The sequence below is a fragment of the Sandaracinaceae bacterium genome, assembly GCA_016706685.1.
In the GTDB taxonomy this organism is placed as follows: Bacteria; Myxococcota_A; Polyangia; order Polyangiales; family Houyiibacteriaceae; genus JADJJE01.
This window is the reverse complement of sequence record JADJJE010000002.1, coordinates 437,910-453,587: the sequence shown is the minus strand read 5'-3', so window position 1 is coordinate 453,587 and position 15,678 is coordinate 437,910. Positions and strand designations below refer to the sequence as shown.

General features: G+C 70.2%; 11 protein-coding genes. 8 read left to right on the top strand and 3 right to left on the bottom strand.

The window, feature by feature from the left end; all coding sequences use genetic code 11:
- Nucleotide 1: 1 nt before the first annotated feature.
- From IPI43_05520 to IPI43_05510, 3 genes are all read right to left on the bottom strand, one after another.
- Nucleotides 2-913, bottom strand: a complete 912-nt coding sequence (locus IPI43_05520) for a hypothetical protein (GenBank protein ID MBK7773583.1) — start codon at nt 911-913, stop codon at nt 2-4.
- Entirely contained in the window at nt 913-1,851 is a 939-nt protein-coding gene (locus IPI43_05515; GenBank protein ID MBK7773582.1) for a hypothetical protein, read from the bottom strand. Before IPI43_05515 ends, IPI43_05520 begins: the two co-directional genes overlap by 1 nt.
- A 124-nt stretch (nt 1,852-1,975) precedes the next feature.
- The gene (locus IPI43_05510; GenBank protein ID MBK7773581.1) at nt 1,976-2,512 is read right to left on the bottom strand and encodes a hypothetical protein; all 537 of its coding nucleotides are present in this window, start codon (nt 2,510-2,512) and stop codon (nt 1,976-1,978) included.
- A gap of 130 nt (nt 2,513-2,642) precedes the next feature.
- Between IPI43_05510 and IPI43_05505 the strand changes: the two genes are divergently transcribed.
- From IPI43_05505 to IPI43_05470, 8 genes are all read left to right on the top strand, one after another.
- The gene (locus IPI43_05505; protein ID MBK7773580.1) at nt 2,643-3,305 is read left to right on the top strand and encodes a TetR/AcrR family transcriptional regulator; all 663 of its coding nucleotides are present in this window, start codon (nt 2,643-2,645) and stop codon (nt 3,303-3,305) included.
- Between the two features lie 200 nt (nt 3,306-3,505).
- Entirely contained in the window at nt 3,506-5,119 is a 1,614-nt protein-coding gene (locus tag IPI43_05500; GenBank protein MBK7773579.1) for a hypothetical protein, read from the top strand.
- Nucleotides 5,119-6,468 (top strand): Trk system potassium transporter TrkA, encoded by a 1,350-nt coding sequence (gene trkA, locus IPI43_05495; GenBank protein MBK7773578.1) that lies wholly within the window; start codon nt 5,119-5,121, stop codon nt 6,466-6,468. Before IPI43_05500 ends, trkA begins: the two co-directional genes overlap by 1 nt.
- Nucleotides 6,469-6,482: 14 nt before the next feature.
- On the top strand, nt 6,483-8,198 hold the full coding sequence (locus tag IPI43_05490) for a TrkH family potassium uptake protein (protein ID MBK7773577.1): 1,716 nt from the start codon (nt 6,483-6,485) through the stop codon (nt 8,196-8,198).
- A 1-nt stretch (nt 8,199) separates the two neighbouring features.
- The gene (locus IPI43_05485; protein ID MBK7773576.1) at nt 8,200-12,840 is read left to right on the top strand and encodes a cation:proton antiporter; all 4,641 of its coding nucleotides are present in this window, start codon (nt 8,200-8,202) and stop codon (nt 12,838-12,840) included.
- A complete protein-coding gene (locus IPI43_05480; protein ID MBK7773575.1) occupies nt 12,837-14,366 on the top strand; it encodes a mechanosensitive ion channel in 1,530 nt (509 codons plus the stop codon). The genes IPI43_05485 and IPI43_05480 overlap by 4 nt, the downstream gene beginning before the upstream one ends.
- Nucleotides 14,363-15,430: a pyridoxal-phosphate dependent enzyme gene (locus IPI43_05475; protein MBK7773574.1), complete on the top strand. Its 1,068-nt coding sequence runs from the start codon at nt 14,363-14,365 to the stop codon at nt 15,428-15,430. The genes IPI43_05480 and IPI43_05475 overlap by 4 nt, the downstream gene beginning before the upstream one ends.
- 1 nt (nt 15,431) lies before the next feature.
- A complete protein-coding gene (locus IPI43_05470) occupies nt 15,432-15,659 on the top strand; it encodes a hypothetical protein (GenBank protein ID MBK7773573.1) in 228 nt (75 codons plus the stop codon).
- Nucleotides 15,660-15,678 lie beyond the last annotated feature (19 nt).

Here is a 15,678-nt window from a genome sequence, read left to right as displayed (position 1 = left end):
CTCAGGGAGCAGGGAGCGGGGAGACGAGCACGCCCTCTTCCGGGAGCGCGCCAGCCGGATCGAAGGTCGAGACGTCCAGCACCACGGGGCTCGCGTACGCGCTGCCGTCCGACTCGGTGATGCTGAACACCTCGGTGGTGCCGTTGATTTCGCGGTTTCCATCCAGGTCCACGACGACGTCGGCAGAGTAGCGCCGGCCGGGTACCGCGAGGCCTCGGAGAACGAGTGTGCATTCGATGAGCGTGCTGTCGGCGTCCATGGCGCACCGGGTTCCTTCCGGGTCCGCTTCCGGGTCCATCGTACCCTGCAAGGGCGTGTCTCGCCGGTAGAGGCCCACCACGCGACGCACTTGGGCGACCGCGTCCACCTCGATGAGGTGCACCTCGACGAAGCCCGTGTCGGCGGGGAGGCCGGTCAGGTTGAGCACCAGGCTGTTCCCGGGCTCAGCCGGGTCCGTGATGGCGTCGAAGGGCGCCACATGGCTGAAGCAGTTCGGCAGGTCGGCGTCCTCGCCCATGCAGGTCGATGCCCAGTTGCACACGTCCTCCAGGCGCCACGAGTGGTCGGGCCCGTTGAACGGACTGGTCTCCACGACGCCGTTGCCGTTTTCGTCCGCCCAGAAGTTGAAGGCGTGGGCACCCTCACCGATGGCGTCGGGCATGATGAAGCTGCGGTCGGCATCCCCCAGCGGATCGATGATGGCCATCGCTCGGAGGAGCTGAGCGTCGTCGCGCGTGACGGCCTGGAAGAAGACTCGGTCGGTCAAGTGGGGCGAGAAGTCCCGCACCGCCATCTCCATGTCGCAGCCGATGTCGTCGGCGCTGATGTAGCTGTCGAGGTCGGCCACGACGGTGCAGCCAGAGGAGGCGAGCGCGAGCAGCGTGCCGACCAAGAGACGGGATGAGTGGGTCATCAGAAGGTCACCTGAACGTTCATGTTGCATCCCTGGGGTCCGCAGCCACCCGCAACGTCGGTGTGGCGGTTGCTCGCTGTCGATGCCTCGTCATCGTCTGCGGCGTAGCGCTTGCGTTGAATCAGCAAGAGCACCAGGCCTGTCACGGCGGTAGCGGCCCCCACGCTGAGGAGGACATCGGTCGTGATCGTTCGGCGGCGCGCTTCGCTGCGGGTCCCGTCGAGGTCGAAGCCGCTAACGCACACGTCATTGGGGCAGTTGTCCTCGAGGTCGGCCAGGCTGGTGGTCTGCGTGATCACTCCGAGGATGACGCCGCCCACCAACACGCCCGCCCCCGTGCCCATGATGATGAGCGGGGTCGGGTTGCGGCGCTGGCTCTCGCGCTCGCGATCCTCACGCAGACGCTCGGCATCCGTGCGGTGCTCGTCGGCTTCCGCTGCGATGCGCGCGCGCTCGGCCTCGAGGGCAGCACGCTCTTCCGCGCTCATCGACGCCTCGCGGCGCTGTTGCTCCAGCGTTTCTTCCATGGCCGCCAAGCGGCGCTCGAGCGTCTCGCGGTCTACGGCGTCGGGCGTCTGCTCGAGGTACTGCCGCAAGCGAGCCACGGCCTCGGGCACATGCCCCGCGTCACGGTGCGCCAGGAACGCATTGTAGAGCAGCTGCGGGCGCCCCGAGAGCTCGTAGGCGCGGTCGAACTCGGCAGCGGCCTCGTCGAAGCGCCCCTCGCCGTACATCAGCTGGCCCACGCGAAAGTGCGAGCGGGCGGTGTCCTCCACGGACTCGACGGGCTCGTCTTGGACCGGGGCGCCCGCCCCGGTCTGCGCCTGCACGGATGTGCTGCCGAAGGCCGAGGCCAGCAACGCCGTGAGCAGCAAGGCCCCCGAAGCGGAGCGTGGAGCAAGCAAGTGGAGCGACGAGGACTCTCGGGAAGCGGGCATATCTCTCCGTGCACTACGAGGCCGCTCCAAACTCGGATCGGCGCTGGCGACAGAATCACCGACGCGCGGCACAAGGTAAAGTGCCGTGCAGGTCGGCGTCGACGTCCCCTCCCACCGGAGGGCGTCAGGCCGCCGCGGTCGAGAGCGCCCCTGCGTCCACTTGGCCGGCGCGTCGCTCACGGGCACGCAGCTCGCGCTCGGTGCCCAGGTAGGGCTCGCGCGTGCCCATCACGTGATCGAAGAAGGGATGCGTCACGCACCAGTTGGCGTTCTGGTTGGGCCCCATGTGGTGATCGTAGTGCCAGGGCAGGTGCTGCTTGGCCCACTCGATGTCGAGGTGTGAGCGGCGGTGCTTCACGTAGTAGTTGGCCGCGCTGTACCACATGGTGCCCACGAAGAACGGGGCTACGGGGATGAGCGGCACCAGCACGGCCGCACCCAGCGCGAGGGCCGCCAGCTCCTTGCCCTGGCCGTTCGCACGGAAGGGATGCGTGGCGTAGTGCTCGTCGTAGTGGTGGTGCTTGCGTACGTTGCGGTGGTGCTCGTGCCAGTGGAACGCCCACAGCGAGGACTTGTGCCGGCCGAGGCCATGCAGGACGTGCTTGTGGACGGCCCACTCCGTGGCGTTGGCAGCGAGCAGTCCGAGCGGGATTCCGAGCATGGGCGTTGTCCTTTCGTGTGGGAGCGTGTCCCACAGTAACGCGACCAATCGGTCACCTATTTAGAGTGACCTTCACGTCAGCGTTTGTCAATACCCGCGTGAAGGTCGGCTTTTGATATGCTCCCGGCCGATGTCATCCCCCCACAAGATCCCCAAGGAGCGTCCAGGCCCCGTGGGTGGCAAGCGCGACCAAAATCGGCGCGAGCGCACCGCCGGCCTGGTGAGCGCTGGTCTCCGACAGTTCCTCGAGCGCGGCATCGAGACGGTCACCATCGACGAGATCACTCGTGAGGCGGGTGTCGCGAAGGGCAGCTTCTACCGCTACTTCGATGACAAGGAGGACCTGGTCGCGGCCATCATGAGCCCGCTGGCCGATCAGATCCGCCAAGGTATGAGCGCCTGCCGCGGCGCGCTCGAGGTGGCCAAGACCGACGCGGACGTGACGGCTGCGTACGTGGCGCTGGGCGCGCACATCGCCATCGCCGCCAGCACCATGCAAGACGTGGTGCGCCTCTACCTGCAGGAACATCGAGCGCCGTCCGTGGGCGCGCGCGCGTGCATCGGGCAGCTCTCGCGCGACCTGTCGGACGCCGCCATCGCGCTCTCGGTGGTGGCCGTGGAGCACGGCCTGCTCGATGTGCCGGATCCGCGCGTGTCCGCCACCGCCGTGGTCGGTGCCGTGGAGGCGCTGGGGCTGCTCTACCTCGACGGACGCATCGACCTGTCGCCTGCCGAGTTGGGCACCATGCTGGTCCGCATCGTGCTGGACGGCATCCGCAAGCGCCCCGCGTGAGCCTCGGCCGCGGGCCCCACGGAGAGGTCCGCAACTTTCCCTTTTGGGGGCGCTTCGGGTCACACTGACCCGAACCGATGAGTGCTCTTCCTTACAAGCGCTGGGCTGCCTTGGCAGCTGCGGCTGCGCTCGCGCCCGCTCGGGTGCTCTCGCAGCGGCGACCAGCGCCTGACGCAGGGGTCACGGACGCCGGATTGCCGATGGAATGGGGTGCCGCCGCGGTGGAAGCCGCTGGCGACTCAGGCGTCGGCGACATCGGTTTGGCCCCCCTCGAGGCCGCGCTGGACCTCGGCGTAGCCCCTGTGGACGCGGGCACCGCAGATCTCGGCGGGTTGCTGGACGGCGGGATCCCAGACGCAGGGCTGACGCTCGACGCGGCGCTGGCCGTGGGCGACGCGCTCCAAGGGCCCACGGGCCACGCGGTCGAGACCGGCGGACGCGGGGGCACGTTCACCATCGTGATCGGGATCCTGGCCGTGGGCTTCTGCTACCTGGTGGCCAACACGCTGGTGGAGCGCGTGCAGCGCCGCTTCCTCGTGCTGGCTGGGGTGGAGTACCTGCTGCTCGGCTACCTGCTGGGCCCCGAGGTGCCGCAGCTGCACGCCCTCAACAACCTGAGCTCGCTCTTTCCCGTGATCGCGCTCGCGGCCGGCTGGGTTGGGCTGCTGCGCGGCACGCAGTTCGACACGGACGAGCTGCGCGCGTCCACCGGGGCCACCTGGTCCATCGTGCTGCTGCACCATGTGCTGGCCGGAACGCTGACGGGCGCGGCGTCCTACCTGATGCTCACCAGCGGCTTCATTGGTGAGGTGGACTCCCGCACGGCCGGCGTGTGTGCGTCGGTGCTGGCGTGCTGTGCCGCAGCCGACTCGGCCGCGCCCTTCGAGCTGCTGAGCCGGCGCTACCAGATCCAGGGGACCCTCGCCCCGTTGCTGAGCCGCGCGGCGCGCTTCGGTGACGTGCTCGTGATCATCGCGTTCAGCGTGGTGTTCGCCGTCTTCCACGGCAGCTCCGAAGGCACCAGCGACGCCGCCGAGTGGTGGCTCATCACGCTGGGGCTCGGGGCTGGCCTCGGCGCGCTGTTCACGCCCTTCATGGGCGCCGACGAGTCCGAGAACGGTCGCTTCCTGGCGCTGGTGGGCATCATCACGTTCGCGTCGGGGGCCGCGTACTTCCTGCGGTTGAGCCCGCTGGCCGTGAACGTGGTGCTGGGCATCTTCCTGGTGAACCTCAGCAAGAGCGGCCGACGCATCCGCGCCACGCTGCAGAGCACCGAGAAGCCCATGGCGCTGGTCCTCATGATCCTGGCGGGCACGCTCTGGAAGCCCTCCCCCTGGCTGCCCACGCTGATCGGGTTGGTGGTCTTCGTGGGGCTGCGGCTGGCCGGCAAGTGGCTGGGCAGCTGGATCGGCGCGCGCGGCAGCGACCTGCGCCGCGACCTCTACCGCGGCCTCCTGGCGCACGGCTCGGTCACGGTGGCCATGGCCGTGTCGTTCCGCCTGGTCTACGAGCGCATCTTCCCGGAGACCACCGCCATCGACATCGCGTACTCCGTGATCCTCGGGTCGGTGATCCTCAACGACCTGGTCGCCCCGCGCATCTTGCGGGCGCTGCTGGTGGACGCCGGCGATCTCGACCGCGAGCTGGCGGACAGCGCCGACGCGGACAAAGACGGCGACGGGATCCCCGACGGTGAGCAAGACGGGGCCCCGCACGGCGTGGTGCCCGTGGGTGTGTCCATCGCGCTACCGCGCCCACCCCAGCTGCCGCGCGAGAGCGTGGACTCGAGCGACCCTCGCGAGGACGGCTACTGATGTACATCGTGGTGATTGGCCTTGGTGAAGTCGGACGACACCTGCTGAGCGTGCTGGACCACGAGGGTCACGACGTGGTCGCGGTAGACGCCTCGGCCGAGGCGGTGGCCTACGCCGAAGAGCACTACGACGTGGCCTGTATCGTGGGCTACGGCGCGAGCCAAGAGGTGCTGGACCGCGCGGGAGTGTCGCGCGCCGACATCGTGGTGGCCGTCAGCAACCACGACGAGGTGAACCTCATCGCCGCGCTCGCTGCCAAGCAGCTGGGCGCGAAGCAGGCGGTGGCGCGCGCCCAGGGTGACGAGTGGGCCAACTGGACCGAGGGCATTCGCTACGGGCTGCTGGGCGTGGACGTGGTGATCAACCCGCGCGTGCTGGTGGCCCAGGAGCTGGCGCGGGTGGCGCGCTCGCACGGCGCCAGCGACGTCATCGACCTCTCGCAGGACCGCGTGGAGCTCGTGCAGATCGAGCTACAGGGCGAGTCGCGCCTGTTCAACAAGGCGCTCAAGAGCATCGACCTGCCCACCAACGCGCTGGTGGCCGCCATCGTTCGCGACGGAGTGCTGGAGGTGCCCGGTGGCGACGACGTCTTCCAGCGCGGTGACCGGGTCTACTTGATCGGATCGCCGGATGGCGTGCTGGCCGCAGAGCGACAGTTCAGCCGCACGCGCGAGGCGCGGCGTGTGTGCATCGTGGGCGGCGGAGTCGTGGGCAAGTCGCTGGCGCGTGAGCTCAAGCGCTCCGGCGCGAAGGTCATGCTCATCGAGAAGAACCGCGACACGGCCGAGGCCATCAGCGTGGAGCTCGAGGGCATCGACGTGGTGCACGGCGACGGAACGCACCAGGGCCTATTGGAAGAAGAGGAGGTGGACTCCTATGACCTCTTCTGCGCCGTGACGGCCATGGACGAGGTCAACCTGATGGCGTCGCTGTTGGCCAAGCGCGTGGGCTGCTCACGAACCGCGGTCACGGTTCAGCGCGCGGACTACGTGCCCATCTACAAGCAGCTGGGCATCGACATCGTGCTCTCGCCACGCACGGTGGCGAGCGACCACATCCTGCGCCTCTCGCGCGGCGGCATGCTGCACAGCCTCACGGTGCTGGAGGACGGCCAGGCCGAGGTGGTGGAGCTGACCGTCAGCTCGCAGAGCCCTGCCGTGGGCCGCGAGCTCACCAAGATGCGTGACCTCCTGCCGCACGGCGCGCTGCTGGGCGCCATCATCCACGGCGACCAGGTGGTCATCCCGCACGGCAGCACCAAGCTGAGCGCGGGTGACCGCGTCATCGTCATGACCAAGAGCCACGCCCGCAAGGCGGTGGAGCGGCTCTTCCGACCGAGGCACAGTTGAAGCGCGAGCGCCCCATGGACCTTCGGCGCGTGCGCCAGAGCGGAGCCCTCGGGCTGTTCGTGGGGGCGTTCCTCCTGGGCTATGCCGTGCTCACCGGGCTGCGCCCCGAGCTCCCCTTCGCGCACCACGAGAGCACGCTGCTGCTGCTCGGCACCGCCGCGCTGGTCTACGGGCTAGTGGCACGGCACAACGAGCGTGACTACCGCGCGGTCTTCCGGCCGGCAGGCGCGGTGGTCATCGGGCTCGGCGTGTGCATCTGGCTGTGCTTGGTGACGGCGTTCCTCTTCGAGCTCGTCGCGCCCGACCCCAGCAAGCCGGACGCCCGAGAGGGCTACCTCGCGCTGGGCCTGGCGGGTGGCAGCGCGCTGGTGCTGGGCGCGCTGATGGCGTGGGTGGGCGAGACGGGCGAGACGCGCAAGCGGGCGCAGTTCTCGCGCCGAGAGGCCATCCTGGCGGTGTGCTTGATCTGGCTGGCGGCGAGCCTAGTGGGAGGCCTGCCCTTCCTCTACGGCGCCGACATGAGCGCGACCGACTCGTTCTTCGAGACCGTCAGCGGCCTGACGACCACGGGCGCGTCGGTCATCACCGACATCGAGGCGCGCCTCTCGCGGCCGCTCCTGCTGTGGCGCTCCATGATCCAGGGACTCGGCGGGATGGGCATCGTGGTCCTCTTCGTCGCGGTGTTCCCGAACGTGGGCGTGGGTGGCAAGCACATGTTCCGGGGCGAGGTGCCGGGCACCACGGCCGAGGGGCTACGGCCGCGCATCGCCGAGACCTCCGTGGTCCTCTGGAAGCTCTATGCGTTGCTCACCATCGTCCTCGTGATCGCGCTCCGCCTGACGGGCATCAGCACCTTCGACGCGCTGTGTCACTCGTTCGCGACGATGGGCACGGGCGGTCTCTCCACGCGCGACGCCTCGATCGGCGCCTTCCAGAACCCAGCAGCCGAGTACGTCATCGCCATCTTCATGGTCGTGGCCAGCGTCAACTACGCCCTCTACTACGCGCTGTTTCGCGACCGCTCCCTGCGGCGGGTCCTCCAGAACGTCGAGTTGAAGGTGTTCCTGGCGCTGGTCGTGGGCGCGACGCTGGCCATCACGGCCATGCTCTACAGCAGCGGGGTGCACGGGCAGCTCGAGCTGGCCTTCCGCCGCTCTCTGTTCCTGGTGGGCACCACGGTCTCCTCCACGGGCTTCACCACCGACGACTACACCGTCTACCCCTCGCCGGCCTTCGGCCTGATGATCTTCATCATGTTCATCGGCGGCTGCAGTGGCTCCACGGCCGGTGGCTTGAAGGTAGAGCGCGTGGTGCTGCTGGTGAAGCAGTCCGTGGCGCAGGTGAAGAAGAGCTTCCGCCCCAGCACCATGTTGAACGTGCGCATGGGCCGGGCCGTGGTGGAGAACGAGGTGCTGGCGGACGTGGCCGCCTTCTTCCTGATCTACATGGGCTGCCTGGCGGGCGGCGCCTTCGCGGTGTGCTGGATCGAGGGTTGCCCGGTCCCCACGGCGTTCGGAGGCATGCTCACCTGCCTCAGCAACATGGGGCCGGCTCCCTTCCACGAGTTGGTCTGGCCGGCCATGGGGGACGTCACGGCGGTGCGTCACGCCGACAACTTCGCCCACTACCAGCCTGTGACCAAGGTGGTCTTCTCGCTGGGCATGCTGCTCGGGCGCCTCGAGTTCTTCACCATTTTCGCACTGTTCGTGCCCGGGTTCTGGAAGCGCTGACATGAGCCAGCCTCCCTCCACGCAGCCGTCCAATGGACACCACGAGGGCCGCTCCCTGCTGCAGCTCGTGATCGTGGTCGCGCTGGTCGTGGTGCTGATCTTCCTGCACCAGTGGGCCGGCACGGCCATGGTGGGAGACCTCGACCCCACCGGCATGCTCGCGCTCGGGTTCGTGGTGCTGGGCAGCTACACCATCGGGCAGCTCGCCGAGGTGGTGCGCCTGCCGCACATCACAGGCTACCTGCTGGCCGGGCTCTTCTTCGGGCCCTCCATCGCGCACTCGCTCGCGCCCCATATCGCGTCGTGGATTGGCGTCGAAGCTCCCTGGGCACCGTTCGACCGCGGCGTGCTGAACGAGAGCGTGATCCAGCAGCTGAGCCTGTTCGACACGCTGGCCATCGCCCTCATCGCCATCAGCGCGGGTGGTGAACTCAAGCTCGCGGCGGTGCGTCAGGGCATGCGCGTGATGCTGTCCATCATCGCGGGCCAGTACACGTTGGTGATGCTGTCGGTGACGGCCTTCGTGGTGTTGATCAGCGGCTTCATCCCGGCCATTGCGCTCCCCGGTCTGGGGCTCGCCTCGCCCATGGAGGCGCTGGGGCTCGGCATCGTGGTGGCGGCCATCGCGTTCGCAGCCTCCCCCGCAGCGGCCCTCGCCATCATCAGCGAGACGGGGGCCAAGGGCCCCATGAGCCGCACGGTGCTCAACACCATCGTGTTCGAAGACGTGCTGGTCATCGTCACGTTCGTGGTCGGCAAGTTCCTCGCCGCCAAGATCGCAGGCGAGCAGGTCGTCTCGATTGGGACCTACCTCGCGCAGCACGTGGGCGGCGGCGTGGGCCTCGGCCTGGTGCTCGGCCTCGGCGTGGTGCTGTACCTGCGCTTCGTGGGGAAGGAGCTGATGATCTTCCTGGTGGGTGTGGTCTACACGGCCACGCTCGTGGCCGACCAGGTACACGCTGACAAGCTGCTGATGTTCCTGACGCTGGGGTTCATCGTGGGGAACTTCAGCAAGGCTGGTGAGCACCTGATCGAGAAGGTGGAGCAGCTGTCCCTCCCGACCTTCGTGGTGTTCTTCACCATCGCGGGTGCGCGCCTGCACATCGAGCAGCTACAGCAGGCCCTGCCCTTCGCCATGGGCCTGTGCACCCTGCGCTTCTTCTCCATCTACATCGGCGTGAAGACGGGCGCGCGGCTGGGAGGGGCCCCGCCCAACACCGTGAAGTACGGTTGGCTGGGGTTCATCGCGCAGGCCGGCGTTGCGCTCGCGCTGGCGAACCAGCTCATGGGCATCCACGGCGAAAAGGGGATCGCGCTCGGCACCATGGTGATGGGCGGCATCGCCCTCAACGAGCTGTTCGGACCGGTGCTCTTCAAGCTGGCCATCAGCCTGGCGGGCGAGGGCAAGGCCACGGTGGCGACCGGCGACGCCGACCTGCCTCACCTGAGCGTTCCGCCGCCTCCCACCACCACCAGCTCGCGCCCCCACGCCGCCTCTGCAGCAGAGGACGGCCGCGCCGACGACGCTCTCGCCACGTGGCCCGAGCAGGAGCGCAAGAACCCGTGGGGCAAGTCGCTCACGTCGGGCTCGGCCGCGCTCGACCAGCGCGTGAAGGACCTCGAGCTGGACCTGCACGCCATCGTGCGTGACGTGTCGTCCGGGCCTCTGCGCGAGTGGCGCGCCGACGCCGAGGCCTACCTGCGTGCGCTGCGCCGTGAGTTCCTGCGCCATCACCGGCGCCTGGTGGTGCGCGCGCGCAGCGTGAAGGACCAGCGCGCGAGTGACGCCGCGCCCGCCCTGCGCAGCGAGCAGGCCGAGCTGGCCGAGCGGTGGCGCGGGATCGTGCTGGGTCGCGGCTCGCGCATCACGCAGGTGACATGGAAGCCCGAGGACATCGTCGAGGCGCTCGACACCATCGTGGCCAACCTCCCGCAGGTGATCACGGTGCCCTACGACCCGCAGTCGTTCTCGGGGCGCAACGACGAGACGCTGCTGCAGTCGGTGCAGCGAGCCGCCCTGAACACCAAACGCCGAGGGCTGCGGTTGCTGGGGCAGCCCGAGCCCACGCGCGAACTCGCGCTGCGTGAGCTGGGCCGCTTCCACCTGAGCGGGACCGCCCCCGACAAGCTGCAGGCGCTGATCGCGCTGTTCGTGCAGGGTGATCGTCACCTCGCCAACCGCACGCGCAGCATCTTCGATGCCATCGTGCGCGGCTACGACGCGCTGGCCGCACAGCTGGACCACGACGCCGCACGCCCCGCCGTGGAGACCCCCCCGGGGGCGGAGGCGGACAGCGAGCGCCCCCGCGCGGTGGTGGACGTCGAGGCGCGCCTGAAGGCGCTGCGTGCCGACGTGGAGGAGGAGCTGGCCATCGGCCTCGAGGAGGTGCGGCGCATCGCTCAGGACGGGACGCTGCGCACTGCCACCGCGTTGGCCGCCGGGCTCAAGTCGCTGAAGCGCGACACCGCCGTCTACGGCACCTATCACCTGCCGTCCCGCAAGCGCCGCAGCAGCCGCGTGTTCGCCCGCCGCCTGCGCGCCATCGAGCTGCTGAGCGCCGACATCGTGGCGCACCGTCGCGCCAGCGCCGCCACCTACGGAATGCTGGCCATGGAGCTGGAGCTCGTGGGGCTCGAGGCGCGCGTCAAGGACGTGATGGTGGACCACAGCCAGCGGCTCGAGGGGGAGCTGCAGCGCCGCGTCTACCAGAAGGTGGAGCGCGTGCAGCAGGCCCTCGGCGAGGCGCTGCGCGGGTTCCACGAGGCGCTCGCCGTGGAGCAGGGCGGAGAGGCGCTGGCCGCCAAGGTGAGGCTCCTCACCGAGGAGGCGGAGCGCGCGGGCTCGGAGGCGAGCCGCGTGGTGCTGCAGCTGCACGACGAGCTGCGCGACGAGTCCAAGGTGGCGCCGCTGCTGGACGCCCTGACCGTGTCGGCCAGCGCACTGACCAGCCGCTACGACGTGCTCGAGGGGCACGTCGGCACCGGGGAGTGGAAGCTGCCCGCGGCGCTCGAGCCCGTGGAGGTGGCGTTCCGCGACATCGTGCAGGCGCGCATCGACGCGCACATCGGCCCGGAGCTGCGGGCGACCACCCATGAGATCGCGCGGCACGTGCAGCCGCTGCTGACCGCGCTGCAGGACCTCGAGCGCAAGCTGGCGTTCAACACGGAGCTGGCCACCAGCGAGCTGGACGTGGTGGCGGACGAGAAGGTCTCGCGCGAGGTGCGCGAGCTGCTGGCCGAGATGATCGGGGTGCCGCTCGAACGCCACAAGGCGATCATGGACGACTTCGTCTCGCGCTCGGCCACCTGGCCGGCCCTCTTCGGGGCACGCCTGCGCGAGGCCGTGCAGCAAGAGCTGCGCGAGCTGCGCAGCCTGCTGGCCGCCGGGGACTTCTCACGGGCGCGCCTGCGCGAGTTCAAGCGCGAGACCGAGAGCCGCAAGCTGCGCCACCGGGCAGAGCAGCTGCCAGGAGCGCTGGCGCGCCTGCGCCGGCAGGTGATGGGCTCGCTGCGGCTCATCGCCGGCGAAGAGCGCTACGAGCGCTGGCGCGACACGCTGGGCGTCAAGGGGGTGGTGCGGCCGCCCGCGATGGACCCGAAGGCTTTTGCGGCCCCGGCTCCACGCGCGGATCTGCCCGTGATCTACAAGCGGCTCTTCTCGGCGGACACCATGGAGGCCGGCGACGTGCTGCTCGGGCGCGAGCGCGAGATCCACCACGCGCAGGAGATCCTGGCGCGTCGCGTGAAGGGCCGCATGCGCAGCGTGGTGCTGGTGGGCATCGACGGCGTGGGCAAGGCCGCCGTGTCGAACGCCATCGTGCGCACCGGGCGATTCAAGCACGTGAGGCGTGTGACGCTCACCGCGCCCAGCGACGCGAACGTCTTCGACGAGGTGGTGCGCGGTGGCTCCGAGGGCCAGCTGGTGGTGGTGGATGGTGTCCACTGGCTGCTGAGCATGGAGCCGGGCGGCTTCGAGGCGCTGCGCCGCTTTGCGGACATCGTGATCGCCGACGGCGGCCGACACGCCTGGCTGCTGCACGCCGACGAAGTGTTCTTCCGCTACGCCAGTAGCGTGGCGCCTCTGGCCGACGCCTTCCCCGACCGCATCCGGCTCGAGCCGCTCTCGGCGGAGGCGCTGCGCGGGGCCGTGATGGACCGCGCCAGCCACAGCGGGCTCGGCACCGCGTTCGAGAGCGTGGACGGGGACTCGCGCTTCGAGGCTTGGTTGGCGCGCTCGGCCAGCCGCCTGCGTGGGCCCATGGACCACTACTTCCAGGAGCTGCACGCGGCCAGCGGTGGTCTGGTGCGCGACGCGCTGCGGCTCTGGCTGGCGTCCATCCGTGGCGTGCAGAACGACGAGCTGGTGCGCGTGGGTCGCGTGCCGCCCTCGCCCTATGCGGCGCTCTCGCGGCTTCCGGACGAGGTGCTGATCACGCTCTACCAGATCATGCGCCAGGGCTGGATGCACCCGCGCGTGCAGGCGCACCTGTTCCGCATCGACCAAGGCACGGCGCATGCCGAGCTGGCGCGGCTGGCGCACTTGGGCCTCCTCGAAGAGATGGACGGTCAGGTCTACCGCGTGGAGGTGCACCTGCGCGGCGCGCTGGCGCGTGTGCTCATCGAGAAGGGCTGGGTGCGATGACCGTGCGCGCCTCGCTCACCCCTTGCCGAGTGCTCCTCGTGGGCCGCTGCATCGCGCTGCTCACGGTGCTCGGCATGGTCACGCCGCTGTCGGCACAGACCCCGCCGCCCGAAGGGGTTGCGCCCGCGCGGAACACCGAGGCGGACGCCGCCGACGCACCGGCGCGCCCCGCATGGCGACGACGCGCCGCAGCCCGCGACGCGGGGGTGCCTGTGCAGGACGAGGGCTCCGTCAGCGAAGCCGACGCGACAGCCCGAGAAGCGGGCGCTCCGGAAGGCCGCGACAGCGAGCCGAGCGAGCCCCCCGTCGGAGTCGAAGCGGACGCGGACCGCGAGGCCGCCGAGGACCCACCCCACACCGACACCACCGATCCCAGCGCGGCCCCCACGCCGCTCGCGGCCCCGTCGGCAGCCAGCGAGGCCATGGACGCCGGTGTGCCCAGCGAAGCGCTGCCGGACGCCGGCCCGCCGGACGCCAGCGTCGCTGCACCCGCTGCCCTGGTGGTCGACGCCGGTGTGCCCGCTGACGCCGGTGTCCTACCGGTCGTCGCACCCGTACCGCCACCCGCGCCCACCACCACCTTCGTGCAGGTGCCCATGCCCTTCGTGCCACCCACCGAGGTGGGCGACCCGTGGGAGGGCCTGCGCGAGATCATCCCCGGCATTCCCACGGGAGGCATTGGCCCGCTCGGCCTGCTCGCGCTGCTCGCGCTCATGGCCCTGATTTCAGGCGTCATCGAGCGACTGCGCGCACGGCTGTTGCGGGACGGCTGGCTGCCCACGCTGCTGTCCTTCGTGCAGGTCGCGGCGCGCCTGCTGGCGCTGCTCATCGCGCTGGCGCTCGTCATCCAGGTGGTCCCCGCGAACGTCCGCTGGGTGGTCTACTTCATCCTCATGGCCAGCGGCGCCGCGCTGGGCTGGTCCATGCGCGACGTCATGCCCGACCTGATCGCCGGCATCGTGATCGTGTTCGAGCGGCGTATCCGGCGCGGCATGTGGATCCGCTCCGACGAGTTCTCCGGCGCCGTGGAGCGCATCGGCCTGCGCTCCAGCTGGCTGCGCGACAGCAAGGGGCACCGCGTGGCCGTGCCAAACCGCATGCTCATGCAGATCCCCATCGTGAGCGACGAAGAGGGCGACACCGTGCAGGAGGTGGTGCTGCGGCTCGGCAGCAAGGGCAACGCGGCCGACATCCGCCGCGCGCTGCGCGACGCCGTGCTGGCGTCTCCGTGGACCACGCCACAGTGCGAGCCACAGGTGCTGCGCGACCCCGTGGACCCGGAGCTCTGGCAGGTACGCGGCAGGCTGCTCTCGGCCAGCTTCGCGTCGGCCTTCCAGGGGCAGCTGCTGGAGCGCGCGGAGGCGCACTTGGCGACGCTAGAGGCCAAGGCCGCGCGGCCGCGCGAAACCACGGTGGGTGAGGAGGGCGCCGGGGCGAGCCCAGCGACCACCAAGCACCCGAAGCTGGACAAGGGCGAGAAGCCTGACAAGCCTCAGGAGAAGCCGCCCAAGACGCCCGCCTCATGACCCACACGCTCGCACAACGCTTCCCCGGACTCGACACACTGGTGCGGGCCGACCTGCTGGGCCCGCTGCCCACCCCGGTCACCGCGCTCCCGCGTCTCAGCCGCATGACCAGCACCGAGCTGTTCATCAAGCGCGATGACCGCTCAGCGCAGCACTACGGCGGCAACAAGGCGCGCAAGCTAGCCTACTTGATCGGCGAGGCCACGGCCCAGGGTGCCGACACGCTGCTCACGGTGGGAGCGTTCGGCTCGCACCACGTGCTAGCCACCTCCATTCACGGCGCGCGGCACGGCTTCGCGGTGCACGGCGTGCTGGTCCCGCAGCCCTTCACCTCGCACGTGGAGCGCAACCTGCTGGCGGGCCTCGGCGCCGGGGCCACCCACCACCCCGTGCGGCACTCGGCGCTCGCGCCCGCAGAGCTGCTGCGCGTCATGGCGCGCCTGCGGCTCTCGCGCCGGCGGCCCTACCTCATCCCGCATGGCGGCACTTCCCCACTGGGGGCGCTCGGCTACGTGGACGCGGGCCTCGAGCTGGTCGCCCAGATCGACGCCGGACAGACGCCCGAGCCGCAGGCCATCTACATGGCGCTCGGCAGCGGCGGCACCGCCGTGGGGTTCGCGGTGGGGCTGGCCGCAGGGGGCCTGCGCGTGCCCATCATCGCCGCGCGAGTCACGCCCCGCCTGGTAGCTCCGCGCGCCATGGTGGACGGCCTGATCGAGCGCGTGGTGCACGACCTGCACGCGCGCGACCCGCGCTTCCCGCGCGTGGCCGAGGCCGCCAAGCGCTTGGTGACCATCACCGACGAGAGCCGCGGCGCGGGCTACGGTCAGCCCGATGACGCCGCCACGCGCGCGAGCGAGCTGGCCCTCTCGGAGGACATCGAGCTGGACCCCACGTACACCGCCAAGGCCTTCGCACAGATGCTGCGGCACGCCGAGGGCGAGCGCCGTGGGCAGCGCCTGCTGTTCATCCACACGCTGAGCTCCACGGACCTGGGTCCCTTCACCAGCCGCGCGCCGGCGCTGCCACGCTGGACCGACCGCTACCGCACGGGCCGCGGCTAGCGTGCGGGCTGCTCACGATCCGCCCATCCCGGCGGCAGCGCAGCGCGCGCATGACGAAGCCGAGGCGCGGGGCCAGCAAGGCTACCTGGACCCCAGCTCGGGCCTCTTCGTGATGACCGCGGCCGCGCTGGCCGCGCGCGAGCGTTGCTGCGGGAGCGGCTGCCGGCACTGCCCCTACCCCGCCGAGGTCCAGCGCGACGCGGGCCGGCCGCGCATTCGGCCCGAGTAGCACTGGGCTGCCCATGGGC

Excerpts from the sequence above, each read along its gene's own strand:
- IPI43_05515 (MBK7773582.1), bottom strand. The coding sequence starts at position 1,851 with ATGCCCGCTTCCCGAGAGTCCTCGTCGCTCCACTTGCTTGCTCCACGC.
- IPI43_05520 (MBK7773583.1), bottom strand. The coding sequence starts at position 913 with ATGACCCACTCATCCCGTCTCTTGGTCGGCACGCTGCTCGCGCTCGCC.
- IPI43_05475 (MBK7773574.1), top strand. The coding sequence starts at position 14,363 with ATGACCCACACGCTCGCACAACGCTTCCCCGGACTCGACACACTGGTG.
- IPI43_05500 (MBK7773579.1), top strand. The coding sequence starts at position 3,506 with ATGGAATGGGGTGCCGCCGCGGTGGAAGCCGCTGGCGACTCAGGCGTC.
- IPI43_05485 (MBK7773576.1), top strand. The coding sequence starts at position 8,200 with ATGAGCCAGCCTCCCTCCACGCAGCCGTCCAATGGACACCACGAGGGC.
- IPI43_05490 (MBK7773577.1), top strand. The coding sequence starts at position 6,483 with ATGGACCTTCGGCGCGTGCGCCAGAGCGGAGCCCTCGGGCTGTTCGTG.
- IPI43_05510 (MBK7773581.1), bottom strand. The coding sequence starts at position 2,512 with ATGCTCGGAATCCCGCTCGGACTGCTCGCTGCCAACGCCACGGAGTGG.
- IPI43_05505 (MBK7773580.1), top strand. The coding sequence starts at position 2,643 with ATGTCATCCCCCCACAAGATCCCCAAGGAGCGTCCAGGCCCCGTGGGT.
- trkA (MBK7773578.1), top strand. The coding sequence starts at position 5,119 with ATGTACATCGTGGTGATTGGCCTTGGTGAAGTCGGACGACACCTGCTG.
- IPI43_05480 (MBK7773575.1), top strand. The coding sequence starts at position 12,837 with ATGACCGTGCGCGCCTCGCTCACCCCTTGCCGAGTGCTCCTCGTGGGC.